Source organism: Pseudomonas sp. MF6394 (assembly GCF_002018845.1).
GTDB lineage: Bacteria > Pseudomonadota > Gammaproteobacteria > Pseudomonadales > Pseudomonadaceae > Aquipseudomonas > Aquipseudomonas lactis.
The window spans coordinates 50,909-64,596 of the sequence record NZ_MVOJ01000032.1; the positions used below are offsets into that span (position 1 = coordinate 50,909).

Genomic DNA, 13,688 nt, shown 5'->3' on the forward strand with positions numbered 1-13,688 from the left:
CTGTGAGGGCTATTGTTGCTCTCTAAGCAATTGGGCGGCGCGGGCGGCGAAGTAGGTCAGAATGCCATCAGCGCCGGCACGTTTAAAGGCAGTCAGGGATTCGAGGATCACCCCTTCACTCAACCAACCATTCTGGATTGCCGCCATGTGCATGGCGTATTCACCGCTGACCTGATAGACAAAGGTCGGCACTTTGAATTCCTCTTTGACCCGGTAAAGAATGTCCAGGTAGGGCATCCCCGGCTTGACCATCACCATATCGGCGCCTTCGGCCAGGTCGGCTGCCACTTCGTGCAGGGCCTCTTGGCTGTTGGCCGGGTCCATCTGGTACGAGGCCTTGTTGGCCTTGCCCAGGTTCAGCGCCGAGCCTACCGCATCGCGGAATGGGCCGTAGTAGGCGCTGGCGTATTTGGCCGAGTAGGCCATGATCCGTACATTGACGTGGCCAGCCAGCTCAAGGGCTTCGCGGATCGCCTGGATGCGTCCGTCCATCATGTCAGACGGTGCAACCACCTGGGCGCCTGCCGCGGCGTGGGACAACGCCTGCTTGACCAGTGCATCGACGGTGATGTCGTTCTGAACATAACCGTCTTCGTCAAGAATGCCATCCTGGCCGTGAGTGGTGAACGGGTCCAGCGCCACGTCGGTGATCACCCCCAGTTCCGGGAAGCGCTCGCGCAGGGCACGGGTGGCACGCTGGGCAATCCCTTCGGGGTTCCAGGCTTCAGCGGCGTCCAGGGACTTGAGTTCCGCCGGAGTCACCGGAAACAGCGCCAGCGCCGGAATGCCCAACTCGACCCAATTCGCCGCTTCTTCAAGCAACAAATCAATGGTCAGACGCTCCACACCCGGCATCGACGCCACCGCTTCCCGACGATTTTCACCGTCAAGCACGAAAACCGGCAGGATCAGATCATTCGTGGTCAGTACATTTTCACGTACCAGGCGACGAGAAAAATCATCACGACGATTGCGACGCAGACGGGTGGCGGGGAACAGGCGATTGGCAGGGGTAAAGCTCACGACAGACTCCTGAGCCCGTGTTTACGGGCGAGCGTTGCAGTTATAAGCGGCCATTATGACGAATGAATGACAGTTGTGCTTATCGACGCGACCTGTAGTCCCATTCGTCATTTGCGTAGGAATTGTTCACTTCGTGACACATCTCGATACTTTCATGAATCTTCGTGAAGGCGTAGGCTGCGCGTTCATTTCGCCAGCACCCTAGACCATGCTTCAACAATTTCTGCATGACTTCGGCTACTTTGCCCTTTTTCTCGGCACGTTCTTCGAAGGCGAGACCATCCTTGTACTCGCAGGCTTCCTGGCGTTCCGTGGCTACATGGATATCAACCTGGTGGTGGTCGTTGCCTTTTTTGGCAGCTACGCCGGCGACCAGCTCTGGTACTACATGGGGCGCAAGCACGGCCGCAAGTTGCTGGCGCGCAAGCCGCGCTGGCAATTGATGGGCGACAAGGCACTGGAACATATCCGCAAGCATCCGGATATCTGGGTATTGAGTTTCCGCTTCGTCTACGGCTTGCGCACGGTGATGCCCGTGGCGATTGGCTTGTCTGGCTATCCACCGTTGCGCTACCTGGTCCTCAACGGTATTGGCGCGGCGATCTGGGCCGCGGCACTGGGGGCGGCGGCCTATCACTTCGGCGCGGTGCTGGAAGGCATGCTCGGCAGCGTCAAGAAATACGAGCTGTGGGTGCTGGGCGCCTTGCTGGTGCTGGGCTTTGGCCTGTGGCTGCGCCGTCGCTTCAAGAATGCCCGCATCGCCCGCCAAGCCTGTGTCGAGGCCAAGGCTCGGCTGGCCAACGAGCCAGCCCCGGTCGAAACGCCTAAGACGCCAACCGAGTAAGCCGGCTTCTGCAACAGTAGAGGCCGATGATACTGAGCAGGCTGTAGCTCGCCAGGCCCAGCCAGCCCAGGTTGCTGGCGGGCCACAACCCCACCAGCGGCGCCAGCCATACCAAGGGCACATTCAGCGCCAGGCGCGCCAGCTCGGCCTTCAGTGCCCATGGCCGATTCTCCAGCGCCACCCCCAGAGTAAACAGCCCCAGCGCCATCGTGCCCCAGCCGAGGACCAGCGCCGAGGTGGGCAAGCCCTCACCGAAATTCATCAGATAGCTGCCAAACCCCACATAAGCCGCAAACTGCAAGGCGATGTAGACCTGTTGGCGCACGTCCAGCGGCACCTCGAATTTGCGGAACTGGCTCAGGTCCGGCTTGGCCATCGGGTACTGGGCCTTGACGTCCGCCGGCCGCCAACCGGTGCGCATGAACCAGATGCGCAGCTTGTCCCACCAACGCTCAGTGCGCCGGGCGTCACTCCAGAGCTGCGCATAAAACTGCAGGTTAGCCCACAGCGGGTTCCAGCTGGCCAGGGGTGTGGTCACGCCGAAAATCACCGGTTCGTTGTCGTCTTCCTCCTGGAAGGTGCCGAACAGCCGGTCCCAAATAATGAACACCCCGCCGTAGTTGCGATCCATGTAGAGAGCGTTCTGTGCATGGTGGGCCCGATGATTGGACGGCGTGACGAAAAACCATTCGACCCAGCCGAGCTTGGGAACATGGCGTGTATGGACCCAGAATTGATACAGCAGGTTGAGCGACGCCACGCTGATAAACACCACCAGCGGCACGCCGGCCACCGCCAGCGGCAGGTAGAAGATCCAGCTCAGCAGGAAACCGGTGCTGGTCTGGCGCAAGGCAGTGCTGAGGTTGTAGTCCTCGCTCTGGTGATGCACCGAATGCGCGGCCCACAGGATGTTGCGCTCATGGCCCATACGGTGCAGCCAGTAGTAGCAGAAGTCATAGAACACGAAGGCGAATACCCAGGTCCAGGCACTCTGGGCCGGCAAGTCAAAAAGCGCCAAGTGCTTGAGGGCGAACGCGTAGGTCAGCAGGCCCACGCCCTTGGTGAGCAAGCCGGTGGTGGTGGACAGCACACCGGTGCTGAGGCTGTTGATGGCATCCGCCACCCGGTAGTTACGCACGCCGCGCCAACGGTCGGCCAACAACTCCACCACGATCAGGGCAATAAAAAACGGTACTGCGTAAGGCACAAAGTCCATGGGCTAGTCCGGTCTATTTTTGTTACATCAAGATTAGGTGCAGCGACGTGAGATCCCATTGGCAACAGGTTACAAATTAGTAGACATTTAACGCCATGAATCAGGAGAAATGCCCATGAGCAAAAAGATTGCAGTGATCCTTTCCGGCTGTGGCGTGTACGACGGCGCAGAGATCCATGAGAGCGTGATCACCCTGCTGCGCCTGGACCAGCGCGGCGCTCAAGTGGAATGCTTTGCACCCGACGTTGCGCAGTTGCACGTGATCAACCACCTCACGGGCGAAGAAATGCCCGAGTCGCGCAATGTGCTGGTGGAATCTGCGCGCATCGCCCGTGGCGCCGTGAAGGATATTGGCCAAGCCAACGCCGCAGACTTTGATGCGCTGATCGTGCCGGGCGGTTTTGGCGCGGCCAAGAACCTGTCGAACTTTGCCGTGGAAGGCGCCGGCTGCAGCATCAACCCGCAGGTGCTGGCGCTGGCTGAAGCCTTTGCCGAAGCGGGCAAGCCGGTGGGGTTGATCTGCATCTCGCCGGCCCTGGCCGCCAAGATCTACGGCCCTGGCGTGACTTGCACCATCGGTAACGACGCCGACACTGCCGCAGCCCTGGACAAGATGGGCGCCACCCACGTCGAATGCACGGTGGAGGACATCGTCGAGGACCCGGCGCGCAAGCTGGTAAGTACGCCGGCCTATATGCTGGGCAAGAACATCAGCGAGGTGGCGTCAGGCATCAACAAGCTGGTGGATCGGGTATTGGAATTGACCCACGAGAACGACTGACGCCCTCTTTCTGTAGGAGCGAGCTTGCTCGCGAAGAACCTGAGAGCGCCGCGTTCATCCAGAGTGCCCGCGTTATCGTTGACGTTTTTCGCGAGCAAGCTCGCTCCTACAGAGGCTTCATCAAGCGGGTGAGGATACGGTCCAGTGCATTGGCAAACGCCTGCTTGTCCTTTTCGCCGTGGGGCGGTGGGCCGCCGCCCATCTGGCCTTGCTCGCGCAGGTCGGTAAACAGGTTACGCACCGCCAACCGCTCGCTCATGTTCGCCGGGCTGAATTCCTTGCCACGCGGGTCAAGGGCCGTGACCCCCTTCTTTACCAGGCGGTCGGCCAAGGGCACGTCGCTGCAAATCACCAGTTCGCCGGGCACGGCATGCTCCACCAGGTAATCATCGGCGGCATCCGGCCCGCTGGGCACCACAATCAACTTCACACAGGCAAAGCTCGGTTTGATCTGGCTTTGCCCTGCCACCAGCACCACCTCAAACTGGCGCTTGAGGGCGAACTTCACCACCTGGTCCTTGGCCGCCCGAGGGCAGGCGTCGGCGTCGATCCACACCCGCATGCTACGCCGCCACCCGGCGCTTTTCGCTCAGTCGACTACGGCCATACAGCACCACAATCGCCAGGATCGCCACAGCCTGCGCGCCCAGCGAATACGCATCGGCGTGAATGCCCAGCCAATCGAAGTCAAAGAACGCCACCGGCCGCGTGCCGAAGATGCCTGCTTCCTGCAAGGCTTTCACACCGTGCCCGGCGAACACCACCGACAGCGCACACAGCAACGCGGCGTTGATGCCGAAGAACAGCGCCAGCGGCAGCTTCGCCGAACCGCGCAGGATCACCCAGGCCAGGCCCACCAGCAGCACCAGCGCCGTGGCACCACCGGCCAGCACCGCGTTGTGCCCGGCAGGGCCGGCCTGCAGCCACAGGGTTTCGTAGAAAAGGATCACTTCGAACAGTTCACGGTACACCGAGAAGAACGCCAGCACGGCAAAACCGAAACGCCCACCGCCGCCCACCAGGCTGCTCTTGATGTAGTCCTGCCAGGCCGCCGCGTGCCGCCGGTCGTGCATCCACACGCCGAGCCACAGCACCATCACACTGGCGAACAGCGCCGTGCAGCCTTCGAGCAATTCTCGCTGGGCACCGCTGACGTCGATGACATAGGCCGCCAAGGCCCAGGTGGCCAAGCCTGCCAACAGCGCCAGGCCCCAGCCGAGGTTGACACTGCGCACCGCCGATTGCTGGCCGGTGTTACGCAGGAAGGCGAGGATCGCTGCCAGCACCAGAATCGCTTCCAGGCCTTCACGCAGCAGGATCAGCAGGCCGGAGATATAGCTCAACGACCAGCTCAGGCCATCGCCGCCGAGCAAGCCAGCGGATTCAGTGAGTTTGCCCTTGGCCACATCCAGGCGCTGCTGCACCTGCTCGATAGGCAAACCGTCCTGCAACGATTGCCGATAGGCCATCAGCGCCTTCTCGGTGTCTTTGCGCACATTGGCATCGACGTTATCCAGGGAGCTTTCCACCAGCTCGAAGCCTTCCAGGTAAGCCGCGACGGACAGATCGTAAGCCTGCTCGTGGTCGCCGTTGCGGAAGGCCGCGAGGCTCTTGTCTAGGGTGCCGGCGGTGTAGTCAAGCAACTGCGCGGGGCCACGCTGAACCTGCGGCGGCTGCGCACGCTGGGCGCGGAATGTCGCCGCAGCGCCAGGGCCATCAGCGGCGAGCACTTCATTGGGGGTCTGGCGGGCCAGGTCGGCCAGGTTGAACGTCTGCTCGCCTTTGGCGGCGGCCGGGTCGGCCGTGAAGCCGGCGATGTAGGTGGCCAGGTCCCAGCGCTGGCGGTCGTCCAGTTGGTCAGCGAACGACGGCATGTCAGTGCCTTCGACACCCAGGCCAAGGGTGTTGTAGATCGCGTAGAGGCTCAGGCGATCCAGGCGCGTGGCATCGCGCAGGTTAGCGGGTGGTGGGGTCATGCCCATGCCTGCGGGGCCATCGCCGGCACCTGCTGTGCCGTGGCACACGGAACAATGCTGGGCATAGAGCGGCGCGCCGCGCGTCGGGTCCGGCGTGATGGCCGGGGCCTGGCTGACTTCATACGCCACGGCCAGCTTGGCGCCCAATTGACGGGCCTGGCGGGCAACGCTTGCACCGTCCTGATGGGCAGTGACCGCGGCCAGCAGTTCATCGACGCCCTTTATCAGCTCGGCACGCTCGGGCTTGTCTGGCAAATCCGCCACCAGGCCCTGCAATACCCCGAGAAACTCCACTTGTTCGCGGTATTCCGAGTCATCCACCACCTTGCCCGCCTCCACCGTCGGTGGGTAGTCGGCGCCAATGTAGTCCAGCAAATGCAGGGCTTGCGGCGCGCCCTCGGCGGTCGCGGCCAACAGATTGAAGCTGCACGACAGCAACGCCGGCAACAGCAGCCAGGCGAGAAAGCGGAAAGGGGCGGTCATGAATGAATCTCAAGTGGAAATACGAAGTAACACTATTGTTGAGCTTTAATGGATTCGACTCAAGGTGTTATTTCATATCGCCATAAAACCAATGTGGGAGCGGGCTTGCTCGCGAATGCGGTGGTTCAGTGATGAATGTATCAACTGACACTCCGCATTCGCGGGCAAGCCCGCTCCCACATTCTTGGTCCAGTCGCTTGGTCAGGCCGTGGCGCGATGCAGGCTGGCGAGGAAACCGGCAGCGCCGACAAACAACCCAGCAAAGGTGCGGTTTACGCGCTTCTGTTGTTTGGGTGTACGCAATAGGCGCAAGACTTTCGAGGCCAACCCCGTATAACCCGCCATCACGATCATATCGACGCTGATCATGGTCGCACCGAGGATCAGGTACTGGACCAACAACGGCGCCTGCGGGTTCACGAACTGCGGCAGCACCGCCAGCATGAATACCAGCGCCTTGGGGTTGCTGGCGTTGACCAGAAAGCCGCGGAACATCATCGCCATCGGCTTGCCGATGGGGCGCACGGCGGCGTCATCGGTCATGTCCATGGGCAAGGCGCGCCATTGCTTGATGGCCAGGTACACGAGGTAGGCCACGCCGAACCATTTGATCGCATAGAACGCGGTAGACGAGGCCGCCAGAATGGCCCCCAAACCGCCGGCCACAACGGCAATCTGCATCGCCAGGCCCAACTGCAAGCCGATGGCGTTCCAGTAGCCACGTACAAAACCGTACTGCAGGCCGCTGGACATCGAGGCGATGGCACCGGCGCCAGGGGAAAGGGAGATGATCCAACTGGCCAGGAAAAAGGCCAGCCATGTATCGAGAGCCATTGCACACCTCGTAAGGGAGTTAGCGGTTGTGCCTTAAGCTAACTCCAGCGACCAAAGGCTGGCTATAGATTTCTGTAGGAGCGAGCTTGCTCGCGAAAAATGCACAGGCGATGCAGGCTGACTGCTAGCGCTGCGTTATCGTTGACGGTCTTCGCGAGCAAGCTCGCGCCTACAGGATGTTGGTGCCAGAGCCGGGCCAACGGCGTACCGAGCGCTGGAAGAACAGGCTATTGGGCACCTGCACCATCGCGCTGTTGGTCCCGGCTTCCTCGACTTCGATCAGCGTGGTGTAGAGCAAGTTGATCGCCACGACCCGGCCCTTCACGCCCGGCTTGTCGACGGTGTCCACCAACTCGACGATATCACCCAGGCGAAACGGCCCGACGGTAAAGATCAGGATCGCGCACAGCAGGTTGGACAGCACCGACCACATGGCGAAGAACGCCACGGCCGCCACCGCGACAAACCCCGACAGGGCCGTCCACAACACCGTGGCAGACACACCCAGGCGGCCCAACACAAAGATCAACGCACTGCCCATGATCAGCCAGCGCAAGCCGCCGCGCAGGGGCATCAGCAATTGCGGCGGGAACGGGTAGCGCTCACCCAGGCGCGTAAGGCCCTTGGCGACAAAGCGCTGGGCCAGGTAGCCGGCCAGCAGGATCAGCAGGATTTGCACGCCGATCCAGATGGGCTCGATCCATTGCACCGGTACCGGTAATTGCAACGCCTCCATCAGGACAGCGCCTCCAGCTGCGCTTGCAGGGTTTCGAGCAACTCGAGGGCCTCCATCCAGGTTTCCTCCAATTGCCCCTCGCGCACCTTGAGCTTGGCCTGTTCGGCCAGCAAGTCACGCAGCTCGTCCTTGCGCGCCGCCTCGTACACAGCGCTGTCGCCCAGGCTGGCTTCGATCTTGGCCAGGCGCTCATGCACCTTGCCCAGTTCGGCTTCCAGCTTGTCGGCTTCGCGCTTGTGCGGTGCCAACTGCTGGCGCAGCGCGGCGGCGGCCTGGCGCTGGGCTTTCTTGTCGGTTTTGTCCGGGTTGACCGGCGTGTTGCTGGCCGGCGCGTTGCGCAGGCGGTATTCGGTCAGCCAGCGCGCGTAGTCGTCCAGGTCGCCGTCGAACTCTTCGACCTTGCCGTCGGCCACCAGCAGGAAGTTGTCGGTTGTGCTCTTGAGCAGATGACGGTCGTGAGACACCACCAATACCGCTCCGCTGAATTCCTGCAGGGCCATGGTCAGCGCCAGGCGCATTTCCAGGTCCAGGTGGTTGGTCGGTTCGTCGAGCAACAGCAGGTTGGGACGGTCCCACGCGATCAGGGCCAGGGCCAGGCGGGCTTTTTCGCCACCGGAGAAGTTCAGCACGGGCTCGTCGATGCGCGCGCCACGGAAGTCGAAACCGCCGAGGAAGTCGCGCAGGGTCTGCTCGCGCTCGGTCGGCGCCAGGCGTTGCAGGTGCAACAGCGGGCTGGCCTTGGCGTCCAGCGAGTCCAGTTGGTGCTGGGCGAAGTAACCCACCACCGTGTTCTCGCCCCGGGTGAGGCGGCCGGCCAGCGGCTCAAGCTCACCCGAGAGGTTCTTGATCAGTGTCGACTTGCCGGCGCCGTTCGGGCCGAGCAAACCGATGCGGGCGCCCGGCGTGAGCTGTAGCTTGACCTTCTCCAGGATGGTTTTGTCGCCGTAGCCCAGGCGAGCATCCGAGAGGTCCAACAGCGGGCTGGAGATCTTCACCGACTCACGGAAGACAAAGTCGAACGGCGAATCGACATGAGCCGCCGACAGCTCTTCCATGCGTTCCAGGGCCTTGATCCGGCTCTGCGCCTGGCGGGCCTTGGTGGCCTGGGCCTTGAACCTGGCGATGTAGCTTTCCATGTGCGCACGTTGCGCCTGTTGTTTTTCGTAGGCCTGTTGCTGCTGGGCCAGGCGCTCGGCGCGGGCGCGTTCGAACGCGGTATAGCCGCCACGGTAAAGGGTGATTTTCTTCTGTTCGACATGGGCGATGTTATCGACCACGGCGTCGAGGAAATCCCGGTCGTGGGAGATCAACAGCAAGGTGCCCTGGTAACTTTTGAGGAAGTCTTCCAGCCACAGGATCGCATCGAGGTCCAAGTGGTTGGTCGGCTCGTCGAGCAGCAACAGGTCCGACGGACACATCAGCGCTTGGGCCAGGTTCAGGCGCATGCGCCAGCCGCCGGAGAAATCGGCGACCGGACGGTCCATCTGTTCGTTGGTAAACCCAAGGCCAGCGAGCATCTTGCGAGCGCGGGCGTCGGCGGTGTAGCCGTCGGCGCTGTCCAGCTCCGAGTGCAGGCGCGCCTGGGCGGCACCGTCCTGGGCTTTTTCGGCTTCGGCAAGGTCGTGTTGCACCTGACGCAGGCGCAGGTCGCCATCGAGCACGTAGTCGATGGCGATGCGGTCCAGGGTGTCGATCTCCTGGCGCATATGGGCGATGCGCCAGTCGGCCGGCAGCAGGCAGTCCCCGGAATCCGGGGTCAGCTCACCCAGCAACAGGGCGAACAACGTGGATTTTCCGGCGCCGTTGGCACCGATCAGGCCGGCTTTGTGACCGGCGTGCAGGGTCAGCTCGGCGTCTTCAAGAAGACGTTGCGGGCCACGCTGTAATGTTAGGCTTTGAAGTCGGATCATAATGGCGGCGGAGTCTACCAGCTTCGTTGGCCGCTGGCTTGGGTGTGAATATGTGCGCTGACCTGTGGAGCTTTGCCCTTTCGACCTATGCCCGCCCGGGCGTGGAGGCCGCGTGCCTGCGCTTGCAGGAGCAAGGGGCAGACGTGTGCCTGTTGTTGTGTGGTGCTTGGCTGGAGCAACGAGGTGTGGCGTACAAGCCCGAACGCATTCAGGCACTGCAACAGATTGCTCATCCGTGGCGGGTGCAGGTTGTCGAACCGTTGCGACAAATGCGCGTGCAATGGCGCGCCTTGGCTCAGCAGGATGCGCAATTGGCATCGCTACGCGAGCAGGTCAAGACACTGGAGCTGGAGGCCGAAAGAACGCTGCTGGCGCGCTTGGAAGCGCTGGTGCAGGCATGGCCGATCAATGAGGTGCTGGGTCAGCAAGAATGGCTTGAAGGCCTGGCGACCGAAGCCGCCAACCTTGACCACGACGCGCTGCTGCAATTGCGCGTCATGGCCACCAACACTTAGGAAGCGCTGGTTGGGGTGGTGCTTGGCGCTACCGGTGCAGGGGTGCTGCTGGCCGATGCTGTTGGAGCGGTGGCTGCTGCCGGGGTGGCAGTGGGGGCTGCTGGAGTGGCTGGCTTTGCGGGCGCTGGCTTGGCAGCTGGCTTCGCGGCCGGTTTTGCGGCAGCAGGTTTAGCGACTGGCTTGGCAGCTGGTTTGGCAGCAGCAGGTTTAGCGGCTGGCTTCGCGGCTGGCTTGGCAGCAGCAGGTTTAGCGGCTGGCTTGGCAGCTGGTTTGGCGGCAGCAGTTTTAGCGGCTGGCTTGGCAGCTGGTTTGGCAGCAGCAGTTTTAGTAGCTGGCTTCGCGGCTGGTTTGGCAGCAGCAGTTTTAGCGGCTGGCTTCGCGGCTGGTTTGGCAGCAGCAGTTTTAGCAGCTGGCTTAGCGGCTGGTTTGGCAGCAGCAGTTTTAGCGACTGGCTTGGCAGCTGGTTTGGCAGCTGCGGTTTTAGCAGCTGGCTTAGCGGCTGGTTTGGCAGCAGCAGTTTTAGCAACTGGCTTCGCCGCTGCTTTGGCAGCAGTGGCTTTAGCAGCTGGTTTGGCGGTTGGTTTGGAAGCAGCGGTTTTAGCGACTGGCTTAGCGGCTACTTTTGCAGGCGTACGAGCACCCAGTGCTTTAGCTACGGCTTCCTTCACACGGCCAACGCCCTGAGCCAGTTTCAGGCTTTCTTGAGCGTCTTTTTTGAGTTGGGAAATGTAGCTGCGGGTTTCGGCTTGGCGATCCTTGAGAGCATCCAGCAGCTCTTCAAGTTCTTTGACCGCGCCTTTGGCTTTGGCTTGGGCCTTGGACTTGCCGGCAGTGGCAGCGTCTTGCAGTTTGGTACGGGACTTGTGCAGTTTTTCTTGCGCTTTACCGCGTTGCTTTTCCAGTTTGGCGAGCAGTTTTTCTGCATCAGCCAAGGCTTGGGAGCACGCGCTTTCCAGATGTTCGAGCAGGCTGCCCGAAAGTTGTTGGAGCAAGTGCAACGGGGTATTTACAGGCTTCTGTTTGGCCGACATGGTTTACCTCCTGGCTGACGTGGGTGCGGCTCATACTAGCCCTCTGCTCTTACCGCCGCTAGGGCATGTTGACAGTATCCTTTGCCTTGCGTTGCACCGTGCGAAAATTCTTATCGATATAACGGAAAACCGCGCCACTTTTTACGCACTCGCACTGGCATAATCCGTCGCACTTTCGCCGGGAGAATGCCCATGTCGCGTTACCTTTTTCTAGTGTTCGGCTTGGCGATCTGCGTGGCCGATGCAAGCGAGCAGCCCTCGTCAAACACCACCGCCGTAGCCCCGCACGACCTTGCCTATAGCCTGGGCGCAAGCCTTGGCGAACGGTTGCGCCAGGAAGTCCCCGACCTGCAGATACAGGCCCTGCTCGATGGACTCAAACAAGCCTACCAAGGCAAACCACTGGCGCTGGATAACGCGCGCATTGAACAGATCCTCGCCCAACATGAAGCGCAGAATGCCGCCGACGCCCAACTGCCGCAAAGCGAAAAAGCACTCGCTGCCGAGCAGCAATTTCTCACTCGGGAAAAAGCCGCCGCCGGCGTTCGTCAACTAGCCGACGGCATCCTGCTCACCGAGCTGGCAAAGGGCACGGGCAACAAGCCGTCGGCCAGCGATGAAGTACAGGTGAAATACGTGGGCCGACTACCTGACGGGACTGTCTTCGACAAAAGTACGCAACCGCAATGGTTTCGCCTGGACAGTGTGATCAGCGGCTGGAGCAGTGCATTGCAACAGATGCCGGTGGGTGCGAAATGGCGCCTGGTGATTCCTTCGGCACAGGCCTATGGCGCAGACGGCGCAGGTGAGTTGATCCCACCCTATACGCCGCTGGTATTCGAGATCGAACTGCTCGGCACTCGCCACTGACCCATAAAAAAAAGGTGCGACATTCGCACCGTTTTTTATCTCGCCATCAGGTTCAAGCCTGGGTGGCGGGTTCTTCTTTGTGAGCGTTGTGCAGCACTTCGATCAAGCAATCTTCCAGCTCGAAACGCTCATGCAACAGCGCGCCCAATTCTTTGAATTTTTCCGCAACACATTTCCCGGCATCACACAGGTCGGTGAACGCCAGCAGCTTTTCAGTAATCACATCGATGCGCGGATAAATCGTCTCGGCCAACTCCAGTCCACGCTGATCATCGAAGGCTTCGGCCTCCTTGGTCAGTTGCTCGTAGACGCCGAAATGGCCGGCAGACACGTAGTCCACCAGCACACCGCAAAAATCTTGCAATGTTTCGCGATTCTCACCCAACGCTTCGGGCTTGGCGCCGAGAGCATCAAAGGCTCCAACCAGTTCGTGACGTGCCTGCAACCAGCTGTCTATCAGCTTGTGCACACCACCCCAGCGTTCCTGAGCATTCTGACAACGTTCCAACATGATGATCTCTCTTCCCTATTGGGGCGCCGCAGCTCTGTACCTGCGCAACACTTCAAGGATGAAGCAGCAGACGGACAAGGCCGCGTCTGACAAGCGGTTTGGATAACGCGTGCGGGCCAGATTATGCCCGCATGACTATGGCTTCAAGGTACGCAGGAGAGAATGTTCATACAAGTGTTTAATCCGCTCCTACAACCTGGGTCCCGTATTCAAGGCGTTGCGAGGCGAAAATGCCTGCCGAACAACAACCGTGACACCTGCATGAGCCCCAGGATCAGCATCGCCACGAAGAACAACAGGCTCCACTCAGGCAGGCTCAGGTCAAATAGCGTCCAGTTGATTTCGACACAATCGACCGTGCCATTGAACACCGAGCGCATTGCCTGCCAGACAGACAGGTTTTCAAGCATGTGCTGCAGACTGGGCCAGCAATCCCCCACCTGACTTGCCGGCCTGTTCTGCAACAGCACTTGCCGGCCTGCGGTGATGGCGCCCAGCAACGCACAGCCCATACTCGCCAGCCCGTAAAGGCAAAGGCCGGAACGCCCAGGCTTGTGAAGCACGGCAATCAGGTTGATCAATGCAAAAGACGCGAGGAACAGGCGCTGTACCTGGCATAGAAAACACGGTCGTAGCAGCGCGCCGTATTGAAGGTAGAAAGACGCGCCCAACGTCAGCGCACCCGCCATGAACGCCAGGAAAAACAAAGAGCGTAAAGGGGCCAAAGACATTGTTTATCCGCACTGCAAGAGATAGGTCGCTACGGTAGAGGAAAGGCCCGACCCCTTTCAATACGCCCTAGAGCAGACATTTCCTCGAAAACATAAGGACATCCCGCCACGAGCCCGAGGAAATTCAGTTACAACAAGTAGGAATTAGCAACAAGGCCAGTTAAACCGAGTGTTTGCAGGGCTTGAAGGATCGGGGAGAGGATCGGTCCGAGCCAATCCACTCACCC

14 protein-coding genes are annotated in these 13,688 nt (G+C 60.8%); 4 read left to right on the top strand and 10 right to left on the bottom strand.

Going from position 1 to position 13,688, the window contains the following annotated elements; all coding sequences use genetic code 11:
* Positions 1 to 9 precede the first annotated feature (9 nt).
* Positions 10 to 1,023 (bottom strand): porphobilinogen synthase, encoded by a 1,014-nt coding sequence (gene hemB / locus MF6394_RS26000; protein WP_032894586.1) that lies wholly within the window; start codon positions 1,021 to 1,023, stop codon positions 10 to 12.
* A gap of 208 nt (positions 1,024 to 1,231) precedes the next feature.
* On the opposite strand from hemB, the gene MF6394_RS26005 reads away from it, so the two are divergent.
* Positions 1,232 to 1,867 (top strand): DedA family protein, encoded by a 636-nt coding sequence (locus MF6394_RS26005; protein WP_047712047.1) that lies wholly within the window; start codon positions 1,232 to 1,234, stop codon positions 1,865 to 1,867.
* On the opposite strand, the gene MF6394_RS26010 is transcribed toward MF6394_RS26005, so the two are convergent.
* Positions 1,848 to 3,083: a sterol desaturase family protein gene (locus tag MF6394_RS26010; RefSeq protein WP_047712048.1), complete on the bottom strand. Its 1,236-nt coding sequence runs from the start codon at positions 3,081 to 3,083 to the stop codon at positions 1,848 to 1,850. The two genes, MF6394_RS26005 and MF6394_RS26010, sit on opposite strands and share 20 nt — an antisense overlap.
* A gap of 115 nt (positions 3,084 to 3,198) precedes the next feature.
* On the opposite strand from MF6394_RS26010, the gene elbB reads away from it, so the two are divergent.
* Positions 3,199 to 3,864 carry an isoprenoid biosynthesis glyoxalase ElbB gene (gene elbB, locus MF6394_RS26015; protein ID WP_044269766.1) on the top strand — a complete coding sequence of 222 codons (666 nt, stop codon included), beginning with the start codon at positions 3,199 to 3,201 and terminating at the stop codon, positions 3,862 to 3,864.
* A 106-nt stretch (positions 3,865 to 3,970) separates the two neighbouring features.
* Here elbB and MF6394_RS26020 read toward each other — a convergent pair whose 3' ends face one another.
* From MF6394_RS26020 to abc-f, 5 genes are all read right to left on the bottom strand, one after another.
* Entirely contained in the window at positions 3,971 to 4,426 is a 456-nt protein-coding gene (locus MF6394_RS26020; RefSeq protein ID WP_032894581.1) for a YaiI/YqxD family protein, read from the bottom strand.
* Position 4,427: 1 nt separating this feature from the next.
* On the bottom strand, positions 4,428 to 6,323 hold the full coding sequence (locus MF6394_RS26025; protein WP_047712049.1) for an FTR1 family protein: 1,896 nt from the start codon (positions 6,321 to 6,323) through the stop codon (positions 4,428 to 4,430).
* A 201-nt stretch (positions 6,324 to 6,524) separates the two neighbouring features.
* On the bottom strand, positions 6,525 to 7,157 hold the full coding sequence (locus MF6394_RS26030; protein ID WP_003195369.1) for a LysE family transporter: 633 nt from the start codon (positions 7,155 to 7,157) through the stop codon (positions 6,525 to 6,527).
* A gap of 169 nt (positions 7,158 to 7,326) precedes the next feature.
* Positions 7,327 to 7,893, bottom strand: a complete 567-nt coding sequence (locus MF6394_RS26035) for a mechanosensitive ion channel family protein (protein WP_003195372.1) — start codon at positions 7,891 to 7,893, stop codon at positions 7,327 to 7,329.
* On the bottom strand, positions 7,893 to 9,803 hold the full coding sequence (gene abc-f / locus MF6394_RS26040) for a ribosomal protection-like ABC-F family protein (RefSeq protein ID WP_047712050.1): 1,911 nt from the start codon (positions 9,801 to 9,803) through the stop codon (positions 7,893 to 7,895). The genes MF6394_RS26035 and abc-f overlap by 1 nt, the downstream gene beginning before the upstream one ends.
* 50 nt (positions 9,804 to 9,853) lie before the next feature.
* On the opposite strand from abc-f, the gene MF6394_RS26045 reads away from it, so the two are divergent.
* The gene (locus MF6394_RS26045; RefSeq protein WP_044269772.1) at positions 9,854 to 10,318 is read left to right on the top strand and encodes a TIGR02444 family protein; all 465 of its coding nucleotides are present in this window, start codon (positions 9,854 to 9,856) and stop codon (positions 10,316 to 10,318) included.
* Here the strand turns inward: MF6394_RS26045 and MF6394_RS26050 are convergent.
* Positions 10,315 to 11,349 carry an AlgP family protein gene (locus tag MF6394_RS26050; RefSeq protein ID WP_078467844.1) on the bottom strand — a complete coding sequence of 345 codons (1,035 nt, stop codon included), beginning with the start codon at positions 11,347 to 11,349 and terminating at the stop codon, positions 10,315 to 10,317. The genes MF6394_RS26045 and MF6394_RS26050 overlap by 4 nt on opposite strands.
* Positions 11,350 to 11,541: 192 nt before the next feature.
* On the opposite strand from MF6394_RS26050, the gene MF6394_RS26055 reads away from it, so the two are divergent.
* Positions 11,542 to 12,219 carry an FKBP-type peptidyl-prolyl cis-trans isomerase gene (locus MF6394_RS26055; RefSeq protein WP_047712054.1) on the top strand — a complete coding sequence of 226 codons (678 nt, stop codon included), beginning with the start codon at positions 11,542 to 11,544 and terminating at the stop codon, positions 12,217 to 12,219.
* A 52-nt stretch (positions 12,220 to 12,271) separates the two neighbouring features.
* On the opposite strand, the gene MF6394_RS26060 is transcribed toward MF6394_RS26055, so the two are convergent.
* Positions 12,272 to 12,730: an Rsd/AlgQ family anti-sigma factor gene (locus MF6394_RS26060; RefSeq protein WP_044269777.1), complete on the bottom strand. Its 459-nt coding sequence runs from the start codon at positions 12,728 to 12,730 to the stop codon at positions 12,272 to 12,274.
* A 209-nt stretch (positions 12,731 to 12,939) separates the two neighbouring features.
* The gene (locus tag MF6394_RS26065; RefSeq protein ID WP_044269779.1) at positions 12,940 to 13,461 is read right to left on the bottom strand and encodes a disulfide bond formation protein B; all 522 of its coding nucleotides are present in this window, start codon (positions 13,459 to 13,461) and stop codon (positions 12,940 to 12,942) included.
* Between the last annotated feature and the right edge of the window lie 227 nt (positions 13,462 to 13,688).